This is a genomic window from Aestuariivirga sp. (assembly GCF_041738905.1).
GTDB lineage: Bacteria > Pseudomonadota > Alphaproteobacteria > Rhizobiales > Aestuariivirgaceae > Aestuariivirga.
In genome coordinates this window covers 1-22,666 of sequence record NZ_JBGSOZ010000168.1, presented here as the reverse complement: position 1 = coordinate 22,666, position 22,666 = coordinate 1, and the positions used below count along the sequence as shown (strand labels likewise).

The window sequence follows — 22,666 nt, the reverse complement described above, 5'->3', positions numbered from 1 at the left end:
AACGCGGTCCGGCAGGTCCGCAAGGCCCTGCGGGTAGTGCTGGTCCAGCAGGGCTTCCAGGTCCTTCAGGCGAGCGTGGCCCTGCAGGCGAGCGTGGCCCCGCAGGCGAGCGTGGTCCGGTTGGCCCCCAAGGCCCTGCGGGTGAACGGGGCCCAGCCGGCGGCTGACCGGCACGATCCTGCGTGATCGGCGAGCGATTTAAACTCAGCGGAAGCGATTTGCGCGAATTCGCGTAGGGATACTGTCTGAAATTGACATCGGCCATCGGAAGGGGCGACAGCTGCACACAAAGCTGCTTGCCTGGCGACACGCGGCTGCAGAATCTGAAAGCACGAGAGCCTCAATTGACCGCCTTCTTCAGACTCAGCAATCGCCGAAAGGCCGCACTAGGCCCTGATTTTTAACAACAATTGTGGTGATGGAATTCGTGGCGCGCCCTACGGGAATCGAACCCGTCTTTACAACGTGAAAGGCTGTCGTCCTAACCGATAGACGAAGGGCGCCCTCACTTCAGAGTGGCCGCTCTATAGGGGGGTTCGCCGCATCTGGCAAGCCCCCGACATCGCCTGCGGACATAGCGAGTTTCCGGCCCTCATTGACCAAGCGTTAACTCGACTGCAGGTTACATCCACGTTTTCGCACCGCGGTTCCGGAGAGGACATTCTTCATGACAACGCTTCTCGTCAACGGCACAACGGATTACCGCGGCCAGGTGCTTTCGGGGATCGACTATGTCGGCTTCACCGGGAACTTCGAGTTCGTGCAGGCGCAGTTTGCGGCGGCGCAGTTCGACGGCGTGCAAATGGCGACCAACATCCATTTCGACAGCGGAACGCCTCATACATATATCCTGATCGACGTGGCAGGCACTGGCGAGGTTGATGCCAGCACATGGACCTTCTCGCGGTGGACCGATGCCACCGTCGACTTCTCGTTCAGCGACCATCTGTTCTTCGAAGGCGGTACCAGCGATGATCGCATCACCGGATCAATCCGGGCCGACGAGATCTACGGACATGGCGGCAACGACCTCATTCGTGCTGGTGCGGGCAATGAAATGATCTTCGTCACCGCGTTGGAGGGCTCAGATCGCATCCACGGCGGCATCGGCACCGATTTCCTCAACCTCAACCGCACGATGTCCACCGACGACCTTCGAATCGACATCACGCAAGGCGGCAAGGGCGTGAACATCGGCGACCTCACACAGCTCTGGAGCATCGAACGCCTGTCGTTCGCAGGCGGAAGCGGCAATGACACCGTGCTCGGCGGATCGCTCAGGGAGGTTCTCGAGGGCGGCGACGGACGAGATCTCTTCATCGGAAATGGCGGCGGCGATCACATGTATGGCCAGGGTGGTGATGACGTGATCGCCAGCGCCGGCGAAGGAGGGATTGTCTCCGGCGGCGACGGCAAGGACACGCTCACGCTTGACCGGTCGGTGTCCTCGATCGGTGTGGAATTGGACATGATGGCCACTTCCGGCTCGGTGACCATCTCCGATGGGACAGTGGTCTATCTCGATTTCGAGAAACTCGTGTTCTACGGAGGCTCTGCCGGCGACACCGTGACCGGCCCGCGCGCCGCCAGCAATCTCGGCGGCTTCGATGGCGACGATACGCTCAGCGGCCGAAACGCGAAAGACTTCCTGTCGGGCGGCGACGGCGATGACACGCTGCGGGGAGGGCTGGGGGCGGACACGCTGTCAGGCGGCAGTGGCCTCGATAGATTTGTCTACCTCAATGCAGCCGAATGCGCGGGAGACACGATAATGGACTTCAGCGCTGGCGATGTGATCGATCTTTCCGCCATCGACGCCGTCATGGGCAGCCATGACGATGCCTTCAGCTTCATCGGGCGCACGGCATTTTCACATGTTGCAGGCGAGTTGCGGACGCTGAAATCTGGCACAAACCTCATCGTGGCAGCGGACCTCGATGGCGACGGCAAGGCAGACATGTCGTTCACAGTCCGGAATGTAAATTCGCTGGTGGATACCGACTTCGTTCTCTAGCATGCACACACTCAGACGACCCTAGCCACGTCCTCGATCATCAGGCTGGGCACGCGCGCACCCGACCAGTCGTCGACGGTCAGGCGGCCCGCGATGTGAAGCGGCATCTGGCGTTCGGAGAGCAGCAGTTCGCCCATCTCCGTCCCCATGGCACGGAAAGCCACGGCCTTGAGTTTCCTGCCATCGTCAGAGGCGAGCGTGCATCGGATGTGGTCGCTGCCCGCCTGGCTCGCAAAGAGCACGCGATGCGCAGGAAACGCGAAGACGGGTGCCGCATGGCCCGTGCCATAAGGACCCGCCTGTTCCAGAAACTCGATCAGTTCAAGCGTAGCCCCGCCAACGGAGAGTGCCGCATCGATCGAGAGCGCGCGGTCACCCGCCAGCGCAACCTGCGGCGCAAGCTGCTCCTCCATGAAGCCGCGAAGGTCGCCGAGGCGCCCTTTCTTCACGGTGAGGCCCGCCGCCATGGCATGTCCGCCGCCCTTCTCGATCAACCCCGACTCGAGGGCATCGCGCACCGCGCGGCCGAGGTCGACACCTGAGATCGAACGGCCGGAGCCGCTGGCAAGGCGTCCTTCCTTGTCCTCCGCCAAAACAAAACTTGGCAGGTTGAAACGCTCCTTGAGACGCGCCGCGGCCAGACCAACAACACCCGGATGCCAGCCCCTGCCCGATACCACGAGCACGGAACCCCGCCGCTCCTTGCCGAGCATGGCATCGGCCTGCACCATGGCCTGGTCGACGACCGCGATCTCAATCTCCTGGCGCTCGCGATTCAAGCGTTCAAGCTCCTGCGCGATCGAAGCGGCCTCGCCCTTGTCATGCGTGGTCAGCATAGTCAGCGCGAGGGTTGCGTTGCCGATGCGGCCGGCCGCGTTGATGCGTGGCCCGAGAAGATAACCCAGCGCGTAAGTATCGGGCTTGCGTTTCAGCCGGGCGACATCGGCAAGACACGCGAGGCCGATGTTCTCGCGGCGCGCCATGATCTTCAGGCCTTGCGTGACATAGGCGCGGTTGAGGCCCTTCAGGGGCACCACGTCACAAATGGTGGCGAGGCTGACGAGTTCAAGCCATTGCAGCATGTTGGGCTCGGGCCTCTCCGCCCCATACCAGCCCTTCTGCCGAAGCACGCGGTTGACCGCCGCAATGAAGATCATCACGACGCCCGCGGCACAGAGATAGCCTAGTCCCGAAACATCGTCATGACGGTTCGGGTTGATCACCGCATGAGCCTCGGGCAGGACTTCGCCCGCCTGATGGTGATCTACGATGATCGTGACCAATCCCAGTTCCGCCGCGCGGGCCAGCGGGTCATGCGCCATCACTCCGCAGTCGACGGTGACGAGAAGCTCCGTACCCTGAGCTTTCAGCGACTCGACCGCCATCTGGCTGGGGCCATAGCCTTCTGTCAGCCGGTCCGGAATGTGGACGGCGCAATCGCTGCCCACCGCGCGCAGGAACAGTTGCAGGATCGCGGCAGACGACACGCCGTCAACGTCATAGTCGGCGATAACGCCGATCTTCTCGCCCTGAACGATGGCTTCGGCCAGCCGTGCCGCGCCCTTCTCCATGTCCTTAAATGCCGAGGGCTGCGGCATCAGCGTGCGGATCGTCGGGTTGAGAAAAGCCTCCGCCTCTTCGATGGCGACGCCGCGCGCCGCCAGAACGCGGCCGACGATCTCGGGCAATTCGTGGCGTTGCGCGATGGCCTCCGCCACGCGAGCATCCTCGAGCCGCGCTTTCCAGCGCCGCCCGGTGGCGGAGCGCTCGACGTTGAGGAATGCGCGTGGCGCCGTGCCGGTGATCAAAGGCGCTCGATCCGGATCATGCGCGGATGCGAGGCGACGTGGCCATCCGTCTCGATCCGGTCCAACGCGGCACGCATGGCGCTTTCGACCGTGTCGTGGGTGATGAGGATGAAGGGGGCCGTGGCGCGCGGCGTGTCCTTCTGGGTCTTGCCGCGCTGGAAGATGCTCTCGATCGAAATTTTTTCGTCGGCCAGTATGCTCGCGATGGCGGCCACGGCACCCGGCTTGTCCTGCAGTTGGAGTGCTACGTAGAAGCCGCCCTCGTGGGCGCGCTGCGGTGCGGCCTTGTAGGCCTTGAGCTGTGCTGCCGGAATGCCGAAGGCCGGCCTCAGGTTGCCACGCGCAATATCCACGATATCCGAGAGCACGGCGGAGGCCGTGGGATGCGCGCCAGCACCTCGGCCTTCCAGCATGAGGTCGCCCACGAAGTCGCCCTTCACGACGACGGCGTTGAACACGCCATCGGTGTCGGCCACGGGCGAACCCTTGGGGATCAGCGTCGGGTGAACGCGCTGCTCGATCCCCTGCTCGCTCGCCACGGCAACGCCCAGCAGCTTGATCTTGTAGCCCATGTCGGAGGCATTGCGGATGTCGTCCAGCGTGATCGCCTCGATGCCCTCGATGTCGATGGCCTTGAGGTTCACTTCCGCTCCGAAGGCGAGAGACGTCAGCACCGCCAGCTTGTGCGCGGTGTCGAAGCCGCCCACGTCAAACGTCGGGTCGGCTTCGGCGTATCCCAAATCCTGCGCTTCCTTAAGCACGTCGTTGAAGCTGCGGCCTTCGTTCGCCATCTTGGTGAGGATGTAGTTGCAGGTGCCGTTCATGATGCCGAACAGCTTGCCGATGGTATTGCCCGCAAGCCCCTCGCGGATGGTCTTGATGATGGGGATGCCGCCCGCCACCGAGGCCTCGAAATTGAGCGCCACGCCCTGAGACTCGGCCAGCCGTGCCAGCGCCGAACCATGATGGGCCAGCAGCGCCTTGTTGGCGGTGATGACGTGCTTGCCGTTTTTCAGAGCCGTCTCGACCGCCGCCTTGGCCGGATCGCCCTCGCCGCCCATCAGTTCGATGAAGACATCGACGTTCGCGTCGCCCGCGAGCTTCACGGGATCGTCATGCCACGCGAGCTTGGAGAGGTCGTGACCGCGGTCCTTGCCCTTGCTGCGCGCACTCACCGCCACGACTTCGACTGGCCGTCCGGCGCGGGCCGTCACCAGCGCCTGGTGCTTCGCCAGAATGTCCAGCACCCCGCCGCCGACCGTTCCCAGCCCCGCAATCCCCAGCCGCAATGATGTCGCCATGTGGCACCCGCCTCTAAAGATGAATCTTCCTCAACGTGGCGCGTCTTATGGCGGGAACCGGGCGGGATGGCAAGGAAGGGGACTCCCTTTCCGAATATCTCGAATAATGTATTTAAAATCAAATACTTGTGGCTTTTCCAGACTGATGTTGATTCAGTTTACACACGCTGTCTATACTGCGTTTCCGTTTTAGACTGAAACAAGACTATTGACATTCGTGATGTTAAGTCCGTCCCGTACTCTCATGCACCTCCATGATTGAAACTGGACTATGGTTTTGTTTGTTAATTAGCTATTGGTGATGGTTGAGGCATTGCTGATTTCTGCATATGATTTTTACTCTTAGTCGCGAGGGCTAGATGGCTAAGGTGATGATGCGATGCACGACCACAAACTTAGAGTTCTTCACCGGCCTAGACATTCCCAGAAAGTCAGGTCTGCGTGGGCTTCCAATTGAGACAGTAGATTGTCCCCATTGTAAGCATTATCACTATCTTAGACTACCTTACTTTGAAGGAGACTACGTTGATGACAATGCGGCTGGAGGCGTTCTGGGGAATCCAGCTTTTGCAATAGAAGTAGGTTATATCATCACGTCTGCGGTGTTTATGGAGAGCTATATTCCGCAGGTATATGCAAAAGTGACCGGTTTGACTGGAAGTGACGCCATAGTGACGCTCGGTGCATTCCCATCAACTTCGACTAAAATTTCTCTACTTGAGGTTATTCGGAACCTACAACCGGAAAACTCCGATTTGAGAAAGGACCTGACTATTCTCTGTGAAAAATTTCGCACATGCAGCACATTGAGGAACTTCTACGCCCACGCGAAATTTAACTGTGGCAAGGGCAACATCATATCGATTATCCCGTTCTTTGGAGACTCTCGAAAACCACCAACAGGTATTGTGAAAACCATTGATGAAGTGCGCGACGACTCCGAATTCATGCGGAAAACGCAGTTTATGATTCGAGAATACCTAATGACCGAAATGAGGCCAAAGCGGTAGGCGACCTATTTCAAACGGCACATAAGCTCTTCCAACCTCCTACTTCAAATCGGCGCTGGCAATACTCATTTCAGATGATGCCTGGGTTCGCTTCCCGCGGGAGGATATCACCACCCCTGCCCACGAAAATCACTTGCCCGATGCCTCCCCCTCCCGAATACCAATTGGCCTTTCCCTCCAACCCCTTTACATTGCCGCCATATTCGCCGTTCAAGAGCAGGCCATGACCGAGAAGCCGCAGGTTCCTTCCAACTATCAACTCGCCGACCCCGTGCAGTTCGCGCAGAACATGGCGAAGGTGTTCGAGCAGGCGGCGGGCATTGCCCGGATGGTGGCGGAGCGGCCGCAGCCGACGCTGCAGGAGGCTGAAACCCAGCTCACCCCCATGGAGCAGGTGTCGAAGACGCTGGGTGCGGTGGCGCAGGCCTATATGAGCGACCCGCAGAAGCTGATGGACGCCCAGATGCAGCTGTGGAACTCCTACACGCAGCTCTGGCAGAACACCTGGGCCAAGGTGCTGGGCCAACCCGCGCAACCCGTGGCCGAGCCCACCCGCGCTGACAAGCGCTTCAAGGACAAGGACTGGCAGGAAAACACCGTCTTCGATTTCCTCAAGCAGTTCTACCTCATCTCCGCCAACTGGGCGCAGGAGCTGGTGAAGAACGCGGATGGCGTGGACGAGCACACCCGCCACAAGGCGCGCTTCTACGTCGAGCAGATCGCCAATGCGATTTCTCCGTCGAACTTCGCCTTCACCAATCCGGAGGTGCTGCGGACGACGTTGTCCTCCAACGGCGCCAACCTGATCGAAGGCCTGAAGCACCTCGCCGAGGACATGCAGACGCCGGACGGCCGCCTGCGCATCAAGCAGACCGACATGTCGGCCTTCGAGATCGGCAAGAACATCGCGATGACGCCCGGCAAGGTGGTGTTCCGCAATGCCACGTTCGAGCTGATCCAGTATTCCCCCACCAAGCCGCAGACCTACGAATATCCGCTGGTCATCTTCCCGCCGTGGATCAACAAGTTCTACATCCTCGACCTCAACCCGAAGAAGTCCTTCGTCAAATGGGCGGTGGGCCAGGGCCTCACCGTGTTCATCGTGTCGTGGGTGAATGCCGACGAGAACCAGGCGCGCAAGAGCTTCTCCGACTACATGCGCGAGGGATTCCTCGAAGCGATCAAAGCCGCGCAGGACGCAACGGGCGCGCCGAAGGTCAACGTCATCGGCTACTGCATCGGCGGAACGCTGACCGCAGCCTCGCTCGGCTGGATGGCGGCGCAGAACGATACGCGCGTCAATGCCGCGACCTTCTTCACCACGCAGGTCGATTTCGAGAAGGCTGGCGACCTGCTCGTCTACGTCGACGAGGAACAGGTGAAGTGGATCGAGGGCCGCATGGCGGACAAGGGCTACCTGCCCGGCACCCGCATGGCGGATGCCTTCAACCTGCTGCGTTCCAACGACCTGATCTGGTCCTACGTCGTCAACAACTACATGCTGGGCAAGGACCCGATGCCCTTCGACCTGCTCTACTGGAATGCGGATTCGACCCGCATGCCGGCGGGCGTCCATTCGTTCTATCTGCGCGAATGCTACATGGCCAACAAGCTGGCGCAGGGCAAGATGGTGCTCGACAACGTGCGGATCGACCTCAAGAAGGTGAAGATGCCGGTCTATAATCTGGCCGCGCGCGAAGACCACATCGCACCGCTGCAGTCGGTGTTCCGCGTGGGCCGCTACATGGGCGGGCCGACGCGGCTGGTCGTGTCGGGGTCGGGCCACATCGCAGGCGTCGTCAATCCGCCGGATGCCAACAAGTACCAGTACTGGACCAACGAGAAGTGGTCGCCGACGCTGGAAGAATGGCTGAAGGGCGCAACGGAGCACGCCGGGTCATGGTGGCCGGACTGGGCCAAGTGGATATCCGACAAATCCGGCCCGCTCGTCCCCGCCCCCACGCCCGGCAGCGGCAAGCTGGCGGTGATCGAGGACGCGCCGGGAAGCTATGTAAGAACCCGGGCGGAATAGGCTCAAGGCGCTGATATGATCTTGCCGATCCCGTACCGTTCAAGAACCCAGTTGATGAAGGATGCGGCCTGCCGCGTCTGCGGGCGCGACCTCGGCCAGGCGAGCTGGTAGCCGAATCGGGTGTGGACCTGCTCGGCGAGCGGCCTGATGAGCCGCCCGCTCGCGAGGTCGTCTTCGATCAGGTTCTGCCAGGCCAGCGCCATGCCGGCGCCGCGGCGGGCGGCTTCGAGCACCAGCGGATAGTTTCCGATCGTCAGGGCCCTGTGGGTGGCCGGCAATCCGACGCCATGGTCGGTGAGCCATATGCGCCAGTTGATCCAGGTCCAATTATCGTCCTCAAGATCGATCAGCCGCACGTTCAGCAGGTCGCGGGGCTCGCGAACCTCAGGCACCCCTTTCAAGTATGCCGGGCTGCACACCGGGAACACCACCTCATCGAACAGCCGGATGCTGTCGTGAAGCGGAAGGCGGTCCTCGCCGTGGAGGATGGCGACATCGACTTCCTCTGACAGGCACCGGTCTTCGGAATCCGAAACGACGAAGTGGAATGTCGTGCCGGGCATGCCGTCGAGCAGCGCCTGCAAGTGCTGCATCAGCCAGAGGGCGCCAACCGAATGGTCAACCGCGACGACCAAGCGCTGTGCTGGCGCGGCGGGCCGCAGCTCCTGCGTGGCGTGGCTGATATGCGTGAGGGCCGTGACCACGGTGTGAAGATATTCGCGCCCCTCCGGGGTCAGGTGCACGGCGCGATGGGCCCTGACAAAGAGACGCGATCCGACATCGGCCTCCAGCCGCTGGATCTGCTTCGACAGTGCTGCCTGCGTCATGTTCAGTTCGCGTGCCGCAAGGGTGAAGCTCTGCAAACGCCCCGCAGCCTCGAAGGCCAGGAGCGTGGACAGCGGGGGCAGCAGCTTTCGATCCATTCATAACCCTCAGGAATGTATTTCGGCGCATTTTTGTCGCTTGTCGTCCGAAAAAGTCAAGTCTACGGAATATGAAGCCCTGGACGGAACCGGGGACAAGCCAGAGGGTAAGATTCCATGGGAACGATTCTGAAGCGCAACGTGGTCGCCTCGTTCGGCGAAGGCGGCTGGAACTATGGCATCTGGGGCGGCCCCTATCACCGGCTCCATCAGGAACGCGGCGCCAAGTATTGCGTCTACAACGGCCGCCTGATGGCGGTCGACCAGGGCGGTGACCGGTTTGAGGAATACTGGAAGCAGCGCCGCGAAGCCGGCCTCGTCGACACAGGAAAGCGCCCGACCGAGATCGTGGGACCCGATGCCGAAGCCTTCTGCAACAAGCTCTTCACACGCAACTGTTCGACACTGAAGCCGGGCCGTGCGGGCTATGGCCTGCTACTCTATCCCGATGGCGGCATCCTGTGCGATGGCATTCTCATGCGGCTGGCGCCCGACCGCTTCTGGTACGTGCAGGCGGAAGGCCCGGTCTACTCCTGGTTCGTGGCACAGGCCCAGGGCATGAACGTCAGCATCCGTGATCCGAAGTCCTGGGTTGCGCAGGTGCAGGGGCCACGCGCGCTCGATGTTCTGGCGGCCGCATCGGACTCCGGCCTCCCGGAGAACTTCAGCTACTTCTCGGTGGCGCGCACCACGATGGGCGGCCAGCCGGTGCTGGTCTCCCGTACCGGATGGACCGGCGAGGTGGGCTTTGAATTCTACACCCTCCCCGAGGAGGCGCCGGTCGATGGCGAGGCCCTGTGGCATCACGTCGAGGCGGCCGGCAAGCCCTTCGGGATGACGGTCTGCGGCCTCGATTCCATGGACATCCGGCGGATCGAGGCGGGCATTCTCAACAATGTCTCCGACATGGACGAGACGATGAACCCCTATCAGGCGGGGCTTGGCTCGTTCGTCGATATGAGGAAACCCGATTTCATCGGCAAGCAGGCCTTAGGCGATGCTGACAAGGGCATCCTGCTCCATGGCCTTCAATGCGATGCGGGAGAGCCCTATATCGAAGGCGAAGTCATGTCCGGCGGCGAGATCATCGGGCGGGTCACCGCGGCCGCCTGGTCGCCGCTGCTCAAATGCGGCACCGCCATCATCAGGCTCACCAACGCAGGGCATCTGAACACTGCTGCCGTAACGGTACGCACGCGCGATGGAAACCTCAATGCTGCCCGGATCGTCGAGCTGCCGATGTATGACAAGGACAAGGCGATCCCGCGCGGCCTCGACAAGACCATTCCACCGAGGTGACGGAAACAGCGGGGTCCCTTCGGGCCAGTCTTCGGGATTGACACCGATCAATCCGGAAGAGCATGAAAAATGCATAATGCACATCATGCGATTCACCTTGCCACTGGCCTTGCTCCTGTTGACCACGCCCGCCTTCGCGCAGGACGAGGCTGCGCTCATTGCAGAGGGCCGGAAGCTCTCGGACATCAATTGCACCCGTTGCCACAATATCGAGGCCACGGGTGAAAGCCCGCTGACCGATGCGATGCCCTTCCGCGAAATGTACAAGGACTTTGACCGGTACGAGTTGATCGACGGATTCATGGAGGGCCTCGCGGTCCGCCATCCGCTGATGCCGGACTGGGAGGTGACGGAGCCGCAGGCCGAAGCGCTCGCCGCCTTCGTGATGAGCCTCGGCGAAGGCGCCAAGGTCGGAGACAGCCCCATTCTCGTTGGTTACGAGCTGCTGCGCGTCAACTGCGCACGCTGTCACGCCATCGACATGGAAAGCGCCTCGGCCGAACCGAAGGCGCCCCCGTTCCGCGACGTCGTGAAGAAGTACGAACCTGCGGCGCTGGAAGAAGCGTTGGCCGAGGGAATCATGACGGGACACGAGCAGATGCCGGAATTCACTTTCGAGCCGGATCAGGTGACCGCCATCATCGCCTATCTCGACACACTGAAGAGCCCCTGACCCGGCGCATCAGGCCGGGAATAGCTGCCGCATCCATCCGCGGCGGCGATCTTCATAGTCAATCCGGGACACGGCGGCCAGGACATCGAACATGAGATCATTGATCGCACCGACGATGCGGTCGGTGAATTCATCGCGTGCAGGGGACATCAGGGCAAATGATGTGGGTAGATCGAGGGCGACGATGCGAACCCCTTAGTCTTAATCATCGGTCAGGCGTTCCCAATCGACGTCGGTCAGGCGGGAAAGGCGGTCTACCTGTTCGAGGATCATCACGTCATCGGGCTCACTGTGTCCCCGCAACCGCAATAGCTCCGGATGCTGCAAGCCCGGCATAGAGCCCGGTCTGCCGAGGCGTACTCAAACTGTACCGAGTGTCAGAATTGCCGAAATCTAAGTCCGTGAGCGTTTTGCAATCGTCAATTGCTTGAGATTTTTCGTGACCGTGAAAGGTTACAATAGATAGGGTCCAGCGTGGGAGGGTTTTATGGCTGTTGTGGATGGCGATGCCGGAAATAACGTCTTGTTCGGTTCGTTGCTGGCCGACACGATATCAGGCTTCGGTGGTGACGATTGGCTGCTCGGTAGCCAAGGCAACGACACGATCAACGGAGGTCAAGGGAAAGACACCGTCTGGTACACAGGCGCAGGGACGTATTTCCCGGGCGCAGTCGATGCCATTTCGGCTGGGGTCGTCATCAATCTCGGTGCTGGCTTTGCACGGGGCGGCGCTGGAACTGACGTCCTGATCAGTATTGAGCGCGCAGTGGGCTCCGACTTCGACGATTTGATCATTGGCAGCACCGGCAAGAATTACCTTGGTGGAGCGAAAGGCGCGAATACGTACGATGGCGGTCCAAGCGATGATATCATTGATGACAGCGACATCGATGCGACCGACGGCACCATCGCCTACTGGTCCGCCATTGCAAGTGTCAGCATTGATCTTGCTGCGGGAACCGCTACAGGAGGTGGAGGCGCTGACACACTTCTCGGTGTTGAGAACGCGATTGGCAGCAAGTTCTCAGACTTCATCAACGGCACCAGCGGGAACAACTCGCTGGACGGTGGACGGCGCAATGACAAGATCGATGGCCGTGAAGGTAACGATGATATCCGTGGTGGTTCCGGAAGGGACTTGCTGACTGGTGGAGATGGTGAAGACAGCTTCATTTTCTCTTCCATAGCCGACACCGTTGCGGGATACCAAAACGATATCATCACGGACTTGGTACAAGGCTCAGACATCATCGACCTCACGGGCATCGATGCGATAGAAGGTAACAAGGACGATGGCTTTACCTTCATCGGCAAGGCAACCTTCTCCCAGGTACCCGGCGAGCTTCGCTACGGTACGTATGTATCGCAAACCCGCATTGCAGGCGACATCGATGGAGATGGAATCGCTGACTTCCAAATTCAACTGAGAGGCAGGTTCAACCTGACCATCGACGACTTCCTGCTTTAGCTCCCGCGTCGGCAATCATTTGCCAATAGTCTGTCAAGACAGAAAAAGGGCCCCCATTGCTGGGAGCCCCTTGAAAAGACGCTGAAATTTCAGCGACGGGCTTAGCGCTTCGAGAACTGGAAGCTGCGGCGTGCCTTCGGGTGGCCGTACTTCTTGCGCTCGACCATGCGAGGGTCGCGCGTGAGGAAGCCTGCCTTCTTGAGGATGCCGCGGAGGTCCGGCTCGAAATAGGTCATCGCACGGGCGAGGCCGTGGCGGACCGCGCCGGCCTGGCCGGAGAGGCCACCGCCGGAGACGGTGCAGTCGATGTCGATTTCAGTGGCGCGGCTGGCGGTGACCAGCGGCTGCTGCACCAGCATGCGGAGCACCGAGCGGGCGAAGTAGGTCTCGATCGGCTTGCCGTTGACGGTGATCTTGCCCTTGCCGCGCTTGATCCAGACACGCGCGGTGGCGTTCTTGCGGCGGCCCGTGGCATAGGCACGGCCCTTGGCATCAAGCTTGGGCTTGGCGGGAGCGGCAGCAGCTGGCGTGGCCGAGGCGATGCCCATGGCCGAGCCGAGATCTGCGAGGGATTTGCGTTCGGACATGATCAGCCTCTCACCGCATTCTTGGGGTTCATTGCCCTGATGTCGAGAACCTTGGGGCCCTGGGCATCATGCGGATGAGCGGCGCCGCCATAAATGCGGAGATGCGTCATCTGCTGGCGCTTCAGCGGGCCGCCGGGAAGCATGCGCTTCACGGCGAGTTCGAGAACGCGCTCGGGGAACTTGCTGTCGAGGATCTTGCCGGCATTGCGCTCCTTGATACCACCGGGGAAGCCCGTGTGATGGAAGTAGCTCTTCTGCTCGCGCTTCTTGCCGGTGAAGTGGATCTTCTCGGCATTGATGACGACGACGTGGTCGCCGCAATCCATGTGGGGTGTGAAGGTCGGCTTGTGCTTGCCGCGCAACCGGTTGGCGATGATGGCGGCGACACGGCCAACAACGAGGCCTTCCGCATCGATCAGCACCCAGTCCTTCACGATGTCCTTGGCTTTCGCCGAATAGGTTGTCATCTGATTGTCTCTGGTGTTACGGGTCAAAGATAAAGGGCGCCGAAGGATATCCCGGAGCCCCGCTCAATGCCGCTCCGATTAGGCGGAGACCCCTGCACTGTCAAGAAAAACCCTCGTAAATCGAGAGATTTTACGATGAGGTATTATGTTACCGCATTCAACCGCAAAGCATTCGTCCTCTCGCCGAAATGTCTCTTTCCCCTTCGGGTGCCATGGCATAGATTCACATCCAGCAGGGGTAATGAATATGACAGTTCGCATCGACCTCGTGACGGTTCTCGCCCTGGCGGCGGCACTGTCCGGCCCGAGCACCGCGCAAGCGGCGCTTTCACTTGTCGGTGACCCCTACAGACTGGCCCAAGCCGCGCCGCCTTTGGAGATTCCGGGGCCAACACCGGAAGGCGCTTCCCCAATGGACCAACTGCCCGCAACGGCTGCTCCTCCAGGCGAAGTACCTGCCGTGGCTCCTCCCCCGCCGGCCGTGGCGCCAGACCTTGCCATGCCGCAAGCCGGCCCTGAAACCGAGGATGGCGGCCAGGTCAATCCCGACGAGCCTGCGACCGACGATGGCGACTCGCCGGACGAGGAACTGAGTCTTGGCGAGATCCCCATCATCGAAACCATCGAGCTCACGCCAGACCTCGCCAAGCGGGCACTCGACAGTTACCTTCTCGCGAGGGACAAGTACGCCAATTCGGATCTCGACCAGTACGCGAACCTGCAGGATTTCGTGGACCAGACGCCGGAGGGCAAGAGTTTCGAGGCGGACATCAAGGCGGCAGGCTTTGCCAATGTCACCGAGTGGAACCTCGCGATCACGACACTCGGCGTGATGTATGGCAGCGTGGCGGACGACCAGACGAGCGATCTCCTCCTGCAGATTTCGGAAATCGAGTCCGACACGGAACTGGCGCAGGACATCAAGGACCGCATGGTCAATGCGCTGAAGGCCATGATCCCATCCGAAAACAACAAGAAGGTGATCGAGGACCTGATGGCCGATCCCGACTATGGACCGAAGCTGAAGCAGCTCGATATCGAGGAAGAATGACGGACCTTCTGCTTTCCGATCTCGAGGGGGGCGTGCTCCGCCTCACCCTCAATGATGCCGCGACCCGCAACAGCCTGTCCGAAGCGATGATGGCTGGCCTGCAGGCCGCTCTGGACGCCGCTGCGACTGACCGTGCCGTGCGTGTCATCGTGCTGGCGGCAAATGGTCCGGCGTTTTCGTCAGGCCATAACCTGAAGGAGATCACCGGCCACCGGGCCGATCCCGACAAGGGCGCGGCCTATTTCGCGGCGCTCTTCGACGCGTGTGCGAAACTCATGATGTCGGTGGTGCGCCATCCGAAGCCGGTGATCGCGGAGGTCGCAGGGCTTGCAAGTGCTGCGGGCTGCCAGCTTGTCGCCTCCTGCGACCTCGCCATTGCCGCGGACACCGCCAGGTTCTGCACGCCGGGCGTCAACATCGGCCTGTTCTGTTCAACCCCGATGGTAGCCCTGTCGCGCGACGTGGTGCCTAAGCATGCGATGGAGATGCTCCTGACTGGCGACATCTTCGACGCCGCGCACGCCGCCCGCATCGGCCTCGTCAACCGCGTGGTGACAACCAATGAGCTTTCCGGAACTGTTTCAGAATTGGCCGCGAAGATCGCATCGAAGTCGATGGTAACGGTCAAGACCGGCAAGGAAGCTTTCTACCGGCAGCTCGACCTGCCGCTCGAAGAGGCATACGCCTATACGTCACGCGTGATGACCGACAATCTCCTGAAGCGCGACGCCGAGGAGGGTATCTCCGCCTTCATCGGCAAGCGCCCGCCCCAATGGAACGACGAGTGATGACGCCGCGCGTAAGCCTCATCACGCTCGGCGTGTCCGACATCGTGGCATCGAGCGCCTTCTATGAGCGGCTGGGCTTCAAGGCGTCGCCCGCCGGAAACGAGAGCGTCGCGTTCTTCGATGCCAATGGCGTGGTACTCGCGCTTTTCGGGCATCAGGCATTGGCAGAGGATGCACATGTTAAAGCGGGTGAAATGCCTGGCTTCCGCGGCGTGTCACTGGCGTGGAACGCCGCCAGCGTCGATGAAGCCGACCGCATCTTCGCCCATGCCCTCGCCTGCGGCGCACGCCTAGTGAAGCCGATGCAGAGCGTATTCTGGGGCGGATATTCCGGTTACTTTGCTGACCTTGATGGCCACCTCTGGGAGGTGGCGCACAATCCCTTCTTTCCTCTATCGCCCGAAGGCCGGATCGAACTTCCATGAATCACGACAGCTATTCTCCCGACTACATCCGCAACATTCTCCAGAGCGTGAAGACCATCGCCCTCGTGGGCGCCTCCGCGAACGAAGTGCGCCCATCCTACTTCGTACTGAAATACCTGCTCGACAAGGGTTACGAGGTGATCCCGGTCAATCCGGGCCTTGCCGGCCAGCAACTGCTCGGCCAGACCGTTTACGCCACGCTGAACGACATTCCGAAGCCGGTCGACATGGTCGATATCTTCCGCAACTCCGAAGCTGCAGGCCCCGTCACCGACGAAGCACTGGCGCTCGAGCACAAGCCGAAAGTGATCTGGATGCAGCTCTCCGTGAGGAACGACGACGCGGCGGCGAAGGCCGAGGCTGCGGGCGTTCAGGTAGTCATGGACCGCTGCCCGAAGATGGAATACGGCAAGCTGTCGGGCGAGTGGGCCTGGGTTGGCGGCAATTCCGGGATCATTTCATCGAAGAAGCAATCGCTGCACGAAAGCGGCAAGATGCAGAGCCTCGGGCTGGGCCGGAAAGCTTATTGATCGAGCGCAAGGCGCGCGCGCCAGATTGTTGTCCATACTGTCCGCAAGCTTGAACTGCCGGCGCAACGAGAGGTATGCACATGCAGGACATTTCCCGGACGAAATACGATGGCGTCGCGATGATCCTTCACTGGGTCACTGCTCTCCTGCTGATCTTCATGATCATCTTCGGAGAAGAACTGATCGAAGCCGGCGAACACGAGGAAGCCGCTGAAGCGCTCATGAACACCGCCTTTCTGCCATCGCTTCATGTGAGCTTCGGCATGGCGATACTCCTGCTCACCCTGTTGCGGCTCATCTGGCGGGCCTTGAATCCACCGCCGCCCTACCCAGCCGCGATGAAGAGCTGGGAAGTCACGCTCTCGAAAGTGACACATGCGCTCTTCTACGTGCTGATGATCGGCATTCCGTTCACCGGCTGGCTCGCTTTCGGGGAATTCCTGAGGGAAGAACCAGCCATGTCGGCGGTGCGGGTCTTCGGTCTGTTCGCTGTACCTGCCGGACCAGACTTCGGCGAGTGGGCGAAGGAACTCCACGAGATCGGCAGCAATGCCGCGATGGCACTGGTCATCCTGCACGTGCTGGCGGCGCTGAAGCACCAGTTCGTCGATGGTGACCACATCTTCCGGCGCATGCTGCCGCATTGATTTCCTTCAATTGTCGTTTCAGGCGGGGCGGGTTATGGTCCGTTCCGGCTTTCAATGGGAGACGACAATGGCTGACAGAACACCTGGCTTCGACACGCTGGCGCTTCATGCGGGAACGGCACCCGACCCTTCGACGGGCGCACGCATCACGCCCATCTACCAGACGACGGCCTATGTCTTCGAGGATGTGAAGCACGCCGCCGACCTGTTCGCGCTGCGGGCTTTCGGCAACATCTACACGCGCATCATGAACCCGACGCAGTCGGCGCTCGAAGGCAAGGTGGCGGCCCTTGAAGGCGGCACTGCGGCGCTCGCCGTGGCCTCTGGCCATTCGGCTCAGCTTCTCGCCTTCCACACCATGATGCAGCCGGGCGATGAGTTCGTGGCAGTGCGCCAGCTCTACGGCGGCTCGATCAACCAGTTCAGCCATTCCTTCAAGTCCTTCGGCTGGCATGTCGTGTGGGCCGATGCCGACGACATGTCCTCGATCGAGAAGGCCATGAGCCCCAAGACCAAGGCCATCTTCATCGAATCGGTCGCCAATCCGGGAGGACGTATCACCGATATCGCTGCGGTTTCCAAGATCGCCAAGGCCGCTGGCGTGCCCCTGATCGTCGACAACACGCTGGCGACGCCCTATCTCTGCAAGCCCATCGAGTACGGCGCCAACATCGTGCTCCACTCGCTCACCAAGTTCATGGGCGGGCATGGCAACTCGATGGGCGGCGTCATCGTCGATGCCGGCAATTTCGACTGGTCGAAGTCCGGGCGCTATCCGCTGCTGTCCGAGCCCAACGGCTCCTACCATGGCCTCAAGCTGCATGAGACCTTCGGCAACATCGCCTTCGCCATCGCCTGCCGCGTGCTGGGCCTGCGCGATCTTGGGCCGTCGATCGCCCCGCTCAACGCGTTCCTCATCCTCACCGGCATGGAAACGCTGAGCCTCCGCATGCAGCGTCATTGCGACAATGCATTGAAGGTGGCGCAATGGCTGAAGACGCATCCGAATGTATCGTGGGTGAACTACGCGGGCCTGCCCGACGACAAGTATCATGCGCTCCAGAAGAAGTACTGCCCGAAGGGCGCGGGTGCGGTCTTCACCTTCGGCCTCAAGGGCGGCTACGAGGCAGGCGTGAAAGCGGTCTCGTCGGTGAAGCTGCTGTCGCATCTCGCCAACATCGGCGACACGCGTTCGCTCATCATCCACCCCGCCTCGACCACGCACAGCCAGCTCAGCGCCGATCAGCTGAAGCTTGCGGGCGCCACGCCAGATGTCGTCCGCCTGTCGATCGGCATCGAGGATGTGGAAGACATCATCGCCGACATCGATCAGGCGATCTCGTAAGACCTTCGTGATTGCAGAATGAAGCCGGCCGAGTTCAATGCCCGGCCGGTTGCCATTCAGGCCCGCGCAGTCTGCAATGCGCTTGCTTCCGCCGGCATGCGAAGCACGACGTGGAGGTTCCAAATCGCCGCTGCGAGCACGATCAGCGCCCCGCCCTGATGTGCGAGTCCCAGCCACAAGGGCACAGCCCAGAGCAGGGTCCACACGCCGAGCGCCACTTGCAGCGCCACAGCCACCAGCACGAGCATGGCAGACCTGGTCTGCACCACGTAGGCATAGCCCGCCACCATCACAGCGATGACGTAGGCCAGAAGCCGGTGATTGAACTGCACCGTCATGGCGTTTTCGAAAAGATTGCGCCACCAGGGCTCGGACACGAACAAACCCTTGGGGATGATCTCGCCATCCATCAGGGGCCAGGTGTTGTAGCCGAACCCTGCGTCGAGCCCGGCCACGAAGCCGCCCACCGCCACCTGAATGACAACGACAGCAACAATCAGCACGGCCATCCAGTCACGCCCGCCATCGGGCGCGCGGCGGCTGCGATCCAGTCCATAGGCGACCCAGAGAATGGCTCCGAAGATGACAGTCGCCAACGTGAGATGGGCCGAGAGCCGGTATTGGCTGACATCCACCCTGTCAACGAGGCCAGACGACACCATGTACCAGCCGAGGGCGCCCTGAAGCCCGCCCAGCACGAAGAGGACGGCACACCGGAGCATGGTCTTCAGCGTCAGGCCGCCGGTGGCGGCGAAATAGACGAAGGGGAGAAAGAAGGCGAGGCCGATGAAGCGCCCGAGGAACCGGTGCGCCCATTCCCACCAGTAGATGAGCTTGAACTCGTCGAGGCTCATGCCCTTGTTGACGAGCTGGTACTCGGGGATCTGCTTGTATTTCTCGAAGGCCTCGAGCCAATGTGCCTCGGTGAAGGGCGGGATCGCGCCCAGAAGCGGCTTCCACTCGGTGATCGAGAGGCCGCTGTCGGTCAGCCGCGTGGCGCCGCCCACGATAACCATGCAGAAGACGAGTGCCGCCACAGCAAAGAGCCAGCCCCTGACATAGGGCAAGGCGGAGGTCTGATAGGAACTGGGAGTCTCCATGACTGCGCGAGATACGGTTCCCGAGAGCCCCCTTCAAGTGATGAAGCGCCGCAGTGCCCCGCCCTTGCGGCAGCCTGCCGCGAAGCCTAGATCAACGCGCATGACCCAGCGGACCCGCAAAGCTATCGGCACGATCTCCGTCGTTGCCTTCGTGATCGTCTACGCCCTCGTCGCAATGGCGGTGGGCGGCGAGGTGGCCGTGGGGCGGGGGCCGGTGATTGAACTGGCTTTCTATATCGTGGCCGGTCTGCTCTGGCTGCCGGTGGTGATGGCCATCATCCGCTGGATGGTGAAGCCCGACGCGGCCTGAGACTTCTACTCGCCCACGTTCAGCGGCTTGAACCTGTTCAGAAGCGCGAAGGGCAGGCCTGAGAGCAATGTCTCCACATAACGAATATTCTGGTACTCGCCCGCGAGCGAGAAACGCGGCAGGGCCGTCAGATGGTCCTTGTGCGCAGGAAAAAGCATGCCCTTGCGGGTTGTGACGGCGGTCGCGTAGCCGGCCTTGCGGGCCAGGTCGAAGTCACGGGGCCCCGCCGATGTCTCATCGCCATAGGGAAAGGCGAAGTGCTGCGGACGTTTTCCAGTCTCTTCTGCGATACGCCGGGCGGAGAGATCGAGCTCATCGAAGGCCTCGTCCGGCCGCAGCGCCTTCACATTGAAGTGATTGACGGTATGCGCACCGATTGTGCAGAGGGGGTCCCTGGAGATCTGCCTGATCTCGTCCCAGGTCATGGCCGCTTCTCGGCACAGGGCCATGAGATCGATTCCATGGTTTCCGCAAAAGGAACTGATCCAGCGCCGCTGCTCATGCTGCTCGAGAAGGCGGACGGGCCAGTAGAGGCGGTGCCATGCCTGCCACTTCTCCGCGTCCGAAGCGCATGGCAGCACAAGCTTTTCCCCGCCGATCGCAGCCTCGACCCTGTTGTTCCGGGCAATGGCCAACTCAAGCCCCCGCCACCAGAGTTCGCACGTGCCATCGGCAATCGCGGGGGCGACATAGACCGTGTAGGGGCAGCCATGCCGGGCGAAGACGGGTTGCGCATGGACAAGGTTGTCCCGGTAACCATCATCGAGCGTGAAGACGGCGAAGCGGCGTCCACCTCCGTTCAGGCGGCGTGCTGCCTCGTCCAGATTAACGAGATCGAAACCGCGGGCCTTCAGCATTCCGATGACCTGATCGAGAAAGTCAGGCGTGATCTCAAGACCGCGGTTGGGGGCAAAGCCTGGCGCGAAGCCACCGCCCGGAAACACATGGTGCAGCATGAAAATTGCACCGCTTCCCGCAAATGCAGGACCCAACGCAGCCGATGCGCCAGAATAGTACAGCAGATCGAGTGTGGTCTTGAAGATGGCTGCGCTCGGCACTGTTACCGTCCGGAATGCTTCTAATCCGGGTGCAGCCTATCGCGCCGGGCATGAAGGAACCGTTGCGCCCCGCCAGGCCGGCCCTGCGCGCCGCAAGACGGCTGCCGCCCCGCGCCCGGTCAGCATGAACCATTCACCGGCAACCACGGTGACCATCCATCGCAACATCGACGCCATTCTCCCGGCGTGGCGCGAATTCGAGGCGACAGCGCTCGGGACACTCTATCAGAACTCGCTCTGGTGCCGCGCCTGGATCGAAACGGTGGGGCAGGCAAGGCACGTTCAACCTCTCATCGTGACGGCTCATGTTGAAGGCAGCCTCCGCATCCTCGTGCCGCTGCAGATCCGGAAACGCCTTGGCGTGAGGGTGCTCGAATGGCTGGGCTCGCCTCATCACAATTATGGTTATCCCCTGCTCGATCCCGGCTTCGCTCCCGAAGCTGAGGCCTGGTTTGCAGCCAACTGGAGCGGGATCATCGCATCGACCGGTGGCATCGATGCCGTAGCGCTGACCGAAAATCCGGTCCAGTTCTTCGGCCTGCCGCACCCCATGGCGGCACTGTTCAATATGCGCGGGGCCAATCCGTCGTTCTCGGTGAGCCTCGACCGCGACTACGATGCCCTCCATGCCCGGACGCATGGATCGGCCCGGAAGCGCACAGCCCGCAAGAACGAAGCCGCATTGTCGCGCGCCGGCGATCTCGCCTTCGGCCTCCCGAATGACAAGGCGGAACTGCATGCGTTGATCGACACGATGTTCCGCCACCAGGAGGAGCGGCTGGGCGAAAAGGGCATTCACGGAGCCTTCGGTCCGGCCGAACGCCAGTTCATCCATCGCCTCGCCGCCCTTCAGGACGAAGCCGACCCGATCCTTGCCCCCTACCGGCTGGCCCTCGATGGCGAGGTGCTGTCGGTCATGCTGGGTGGCCTCCACCGCAATGGCTACTGGGCCCTGATCTCGTCACTTGCGCCAGGGCCGCAACGCAGGCATTCGCCGGGCGAAATCGCCCTTCGGCGGACCATTGCCGCCTGTTGCGCCGCCGGCCTCCAGCGGTTTGACCTGTCAGCGGGCGATGCCGCCTACAAGCAGATCTGGGCCGATGAAGTCATAGACCTTTCGATCATCCTGTCGGCGGTCAATCTGCGCGGACTTATGTGGACGGCGGCAGAGGCGTTGCGGCTCGCCGCCAAGCGGACGGTGAAGCGGACACCTGCCCTGATGAACGCCGCGACAGCAGTGCGGCAGCTGTTGCGGGCCGGGCCAGCCTAAGCCAGGACGGCGTGCTGCTGGGCCGCTGTCGTCACCGGTCCGATCATCACATGCTGGGCGGCGGTCAGGCCGGTATCAAGCAGCGTCTGCACGGCGGCTGTCACTTCGCCAAGCCGTGCGGCGGGCGAGAGCAGCAGGGCGCCTTCGCACTTGTGCAGGAGGATGGGCGTATCCTCCGAGGCTTCCCCGAGATTGACGATCACGAAATCATAGGACTGGGCCAGTGCACCAAGGACACTCTCGGCGCGTTCGAGCAGCAGGGTATGGGCTCGCGGTGAATGATCGAGGCCGTAGCGGAGCACATGCACGGGCGAGCGCGCATCGCGGCTGATGACCTTCGTGAAGTCGGCGGAACCGCTGACAAGATCAGTGATGCCGGGGCCCATCGGCACTGAGCAGAGAGCGCCGATGAAGGATCCGGTGCGGGCGAGGTCGACCAGCGCCACGCGTTTGCCGGTGATGGCGATGTTGCGCGCCAGGGCAAGGGCGGCAACACAGGAATCCGCAGCGCCGCCGCCGAGGGAGGTGATGCCGATGCGCCGCACGTCGAGTTCGCGGCG

General features: G+C 61.6%; 24 protein-coding genes and 1 tRNA gene. 15 read left to right on the top strand and 10 right to left on the bottom strand.

Annotation, left to right across the window (positions count from 1 at the left end; all coding sequences use genetic code 11):
* Positions 1-186 (top strand): hypothetical protein (locus tag ACEW8Q_RS16225; protein ID WP_373505098.1); only part of this gene is annotated, 186 nt, incomplete at its 5' end.
* 242 nt (positions 187-428) lie between these two features.
* Here ACEW8Q_RS16225 and ACEW8Q_RS16220 read toward each other — a convergent pair.
* Positions 429-503, bottom strand: a tRNA-Glu gene (locus ACEW8Q_RS16220).
* Between the two features lie 164 nt (positions 504-667).
* On the opposite strand from ACEW8Q_RS16220, the gene ACEW8Q_RS16215 reads away from it, so the two are divergent.
* Complete coding sequence (locus ACEW8Q_RS16215) at positions 668-2,014, top strand: calcium-binding protein (RefSeq protein ID WP_373505097.1); 1,347 nt, start codon at positions 668-670, stop codon at positions 2,012-2,014.
* A gap of 11 nt (positions 2,015-2,025) precedes the next feature.
* Here ACEW8Q_RS16215 and recJ read toward each other — a convergent pair whose 3' ends face one another.
* Together recJ and ACEW8Q_RS16205 are read right to left on the bottom strand one after the other, a co-directional pair.
* Entirely contained in the window at positions 2,026-3,822 is a 1,797-nt protein-coding gene (gene recJ, locus ACEW8Q_RS16210; RefSeq protein ID WP_373505096.1) for a single-stranded-DNA-specific exonuclease RecJ, read from the bottom strand.
* The gene (locus ACEW8Q_RS16205; RefSeq protein WP_373505095.1) at positions 3,819-5,123 is read right to left on the bottom strand and encodes a homoserine dehydrogenase; all 1,305 of its coding nucleotides are present in this window, start codon (positions 5,121-5,123) and stop codon (positions 3,819-3,821) included. The genes recJ and ACEW8Q_RS16205 overlap by 4 nt, the downstream gene beginning before the upstream one ends.
* A 359-nt stretch (positions 5,124-5,482) precedes the next feature.
* Between ACEW8Q_RS16205 and ACEW8Q_RS16200 the strand changes: the two genes are divergently transcribed.
* On the top strand, positions 5,483-6,133 hold the full coding sequence (locus ACEW8Q_RS16200) for a hypothetical protein (RefSeq protein ID WP_373505094.1): 651 nt from the start codon (positions 5,483-5,485) through the stop codon (positions 6,131-6,133).
* 223 nt (positions 6,134-6,356) lie between these two features.
* Entirely contained in the window at positions 6,357-8,165 is a 1,809-nt protein-coding gene (locus ACEW8Q_RS16195; RefSeq protein WP_373505093.1) for a PHA/PHB synthase family protein, read from the top strand.
* A 2-nt stretch (positions 8,166-8,167) separates the two neighbouring features.
* Here ACEW8Q_RS16195 and ACEW8Q_RS16190 read toward each other — a convergent pair whose 3' ends face one another.
* Positions 8,168-9,088, bottom strand: a complete 921-nt coding sequence (locus tag ACEW8Q_RS16190) for a LysR substrate-binding domain-containing protein (RefSeq protein WP_373505092.1) — start codon at positions 9,086-9,088, stop codon at positions 8,168-8,170.
* Between the two features lie 117 nt (positions 9,089-9,205).
* Here ACEW8Q_RS16190 and ACEW8Q_RS16185 point away from each other — a divergent pair, with 117 nt between their 5' ends.
* Together ACEW8Q_RS16185 and ACEW8Q_RS16180 are read left to right on the top strand one after the other, a co-directional pair.
* Positions 9,206-10,387, top strand: coding sequence for an aminomethyltransferase family protein (locus ACEW8Q_RS16185; protein WP_373505091.1), 1,182 nt, complete (start codon positions 9,206-9,208; stop codon positions 10,385-10,387).
* 76 nt (positions 10,388-10,463) lie between these two features.
* Positions 10,464-11,060 carry a c-type cytochrome gene (locus ACEW8Q_RS16180; RefSeq protein ID WP_373505090.1) on the top strand — a complete coding sequence of 199 codons (597 nt, stop codon included), beginning with the start codon at positions 10,464-10,466 and terminating at the stop codon, positions 11,058-11,060.
* A gap of 9 nt (positions 11,061-11,069) precedes the next feature.
* On the opposite strand, the gene ACEW8Q_RS16175 is transcribed toward ACEW8Q_RS16180, so the two are convergent.
* Positions 11,070-11,210, bottom strand: coding sequence for a hypothetical protein (locus ACEW8Q_RS16175; RefSeq protein WP_373505089.1), 141 nt, complete (start codon positions 11,208-11,210; stop codon positions 11,070-11,072).
* A 337-nt stretch (positions 11,211-11,547) separates the two neighbouring features.
* Between ACEW8Q_RS16175 and ACEW8Q_RS16170 the strand changes: the two genes are divergently transcribed.
* The gene (locus ACEW8Q_RS16170) at positions 11,548-12,528 is read left to right on the top strand and encodes a hypothetical protein (RefSeq protein ID WP_373505088.1); all 981 of its coding nucleotides are present in this window, start codon (positions 11,548-11,550) and stop codon (positions 12,526-12,528) included.
* Positions 12,529-12,629: 101 nt separating this feature from the next.
* On the opposite strand, the gene rpsI is transcribed toward ACEW8Q_RS16170, so the two are convergent.
* Both rpsI and rplM read right to left on the bottom strand, forming a co-directional pair.
* Positions 12,630-13,115, bottom strand: a complete 486-nt coding sequence (gene rpsI, locus ACEW8Q_RS16165; protein WP_373505087.1) for a 30S ribosomal protein S9 — start codon at positions 13,113-13,115, stop codon at positions 12,630-12,632.
* Between the two features lie 2 nt (positions 13,116-13,117).
* On the bottom strand, positions 13,118-13,582 hold the full coding sequence (gene rplM, locus ACEW8Q_RS16160) for a 50S ribosomal protein L13 (protein WP_373505086.1): 465 nt from the start codon (positions 13,580-13,582) through the stop codon (positions 13,118-13,120).
* 241 nt (positions 13,583-13,823) lie between these two features.
* Here rplM and ACEW8Q_RS16155 point away from each other — a divergent pair, with 241 nt between their 5' ends.
* From ACEW8Q_RS16155 to ACEW8Q_RS16130, 6 genes are all read left to right on the top strand, one after another.
* The gene (locus ACEW8Q_RS16155) at positions 13,824-14,633 is read left to right on the top strand and encodes a hypothetical protein (RefSeq protein ID WP_373505085.1); all 810 of its coding nucleotides are present in this window, start codon (positions 13,824-13,826) and stop codon (positions 14,631-14,633) included.
* Complete coding sequence (locus tag ACEW8Q_RS16150; RefSeq protein WP_373505084.1) at positions 14,630-15,421, top strand: enoyl-CoA hydratase; 792 nt, start codon at positions 14,630-14,632, stop codon at positions 15,419-15,421. The genes ACEW8Q_RS16155 and ACEW8Q_RS16150 overlap by 4 nt, the downstream gene beginning before the upstream one ends.
* Positions 15,421-15,846 (top strand): VOC family protein, encoded by a 426-nt coding sequence (locus tag ACEW8Q_RS16145; RefSeq protein WP_373505083.1) that lies wholly within the window; start codon positions 15,421-15,423, stop codon positions 15,844-15,846. The genes ACEW8Q_RS16150 and ACEW8Q_RS16145 overlap by 1 nt, the downstream gene beginning before the upstream one ends.
* Positions 15,843-16,376, top strand: a complete 534-nt coding sequence (locus tag ACEW8Q_RS16140) for a CoA-binding protein (protein ID WP_373505082.1) — start codon at positions 15,843-15,845, stop codon at positions 16,374-16,376. The genes ACEW8Q_RS16145 and ACEW8Q_RS16140 overlap by 4 nt, the downstream gene beginning before the upstream one ends.
* An 80-nt stretch (positions 16,377-16,456) precedes the next feature.
* On the top strand, positions 16,457-17,023 hold the full coding sequence (locus ACEW8Q_RS16135) for a cytochrome b (protein ID WP_373505081.1): 567 nt from the start codon (positions 16,457-16,459) through the stop codon (positions 17,021-17,023).
* A 67-nt stretch (positions 17,024-17,090) separates the two neighbouring features.
* Positions 17,091-18,368: an O-acetylhomoserine aminocarboxypropyltransferase gene (locus tag ACEW8Q_RS16130; RefSeq protein ID WP_373505080.1), complete on the top strand. Its 1,278-nt coding sequence runs from the start codon at positions 17,091-17,093 to the stop codon at positions 18,366-18,368.
* Positions 18,369-18,424: 56 nt separating this feature from the next.
* Here ACEW8Q_RS16130 and ACEW8Q_RS16125 read toward each other — a convergent pair whose 3' ends face one another.
* Positions 18,425-19,468 (bottom strand): COX15/CtaA family protein, encoded by a 1,044-nt coding sequence (locus ACEW8Q_RS16125; protein WP_373505079.1) that lies wholly within the window; start codon positions 19,466-19,468, stop codon positions 18,425-18,427.
* 100 nt (positions 19,469-19,568) lie between these two features.
* On the opposite strand from ACEW8Q_RS16125, the gene ACEW8Q_RS16120 reads away from it, so the two are divergent.
* Positions 19,569-19,778, top strand: coding sequence for a DUF2842 domain-containing protein (locus ACEW8Q_RS16120; RefSeq protein ID WP_373505078.1), 210 nt, complete (start codon positions 19,569-19,571; stop codon positions 19,776-19,778).
* A gap of 5 nt (positions 19,779-19,783) precedes the next feature.
* Here ACEW8Q_RS16120 and ACEW8Q_RS16115 read toward each other — a convergent pair whose 3' ends face one another.
* Positions 19,784-20,836 (bottom strand): polysaccharide deacetylase family protein, encoded by a 1,053-nt coding sequence (locus ACEW8Q_RS16115; protein WP_373505077.1) that lies wholly within the window; start codon positions 20,834-20,836, stop codon positions 19,784-19,786.
* Here ACEW8Q_RS16115 and ACEW8Q_RS16110 point away from each other — a divergent pair.
* A complete protein-coding gene (locus ACEW8Q_RS16110; RefSeq protein WP_373505076.1) occupies positions 20,820-22,106 on the top strand; it encodes a GNAT family N-acetyltransferase in 1,287 nt (428 codons plus the stop codon). The genes ACEW8Q_RS16115 and ACEW8Q_RS16110 overlap by 17 nt on opposite strands.
* On the opposite strand, the gene ACEW8Q_RS16105 is transcribed toward ACEW8Q_RS16110, so the two are convergent.
* On the bottom strand, positions 22,103-22,666 hold a 564-nt coding region (locus ACEW8Q_RS16105), incomplete at its 5' end, for a tyrosine-protein kinase family protein (RefSeq protein WP_373505075.1). The two genes, ACEW8Q_RS16110 and ACEW8Q_RS16105, sit on opposite strands and share 4 nt — an antisense overlap.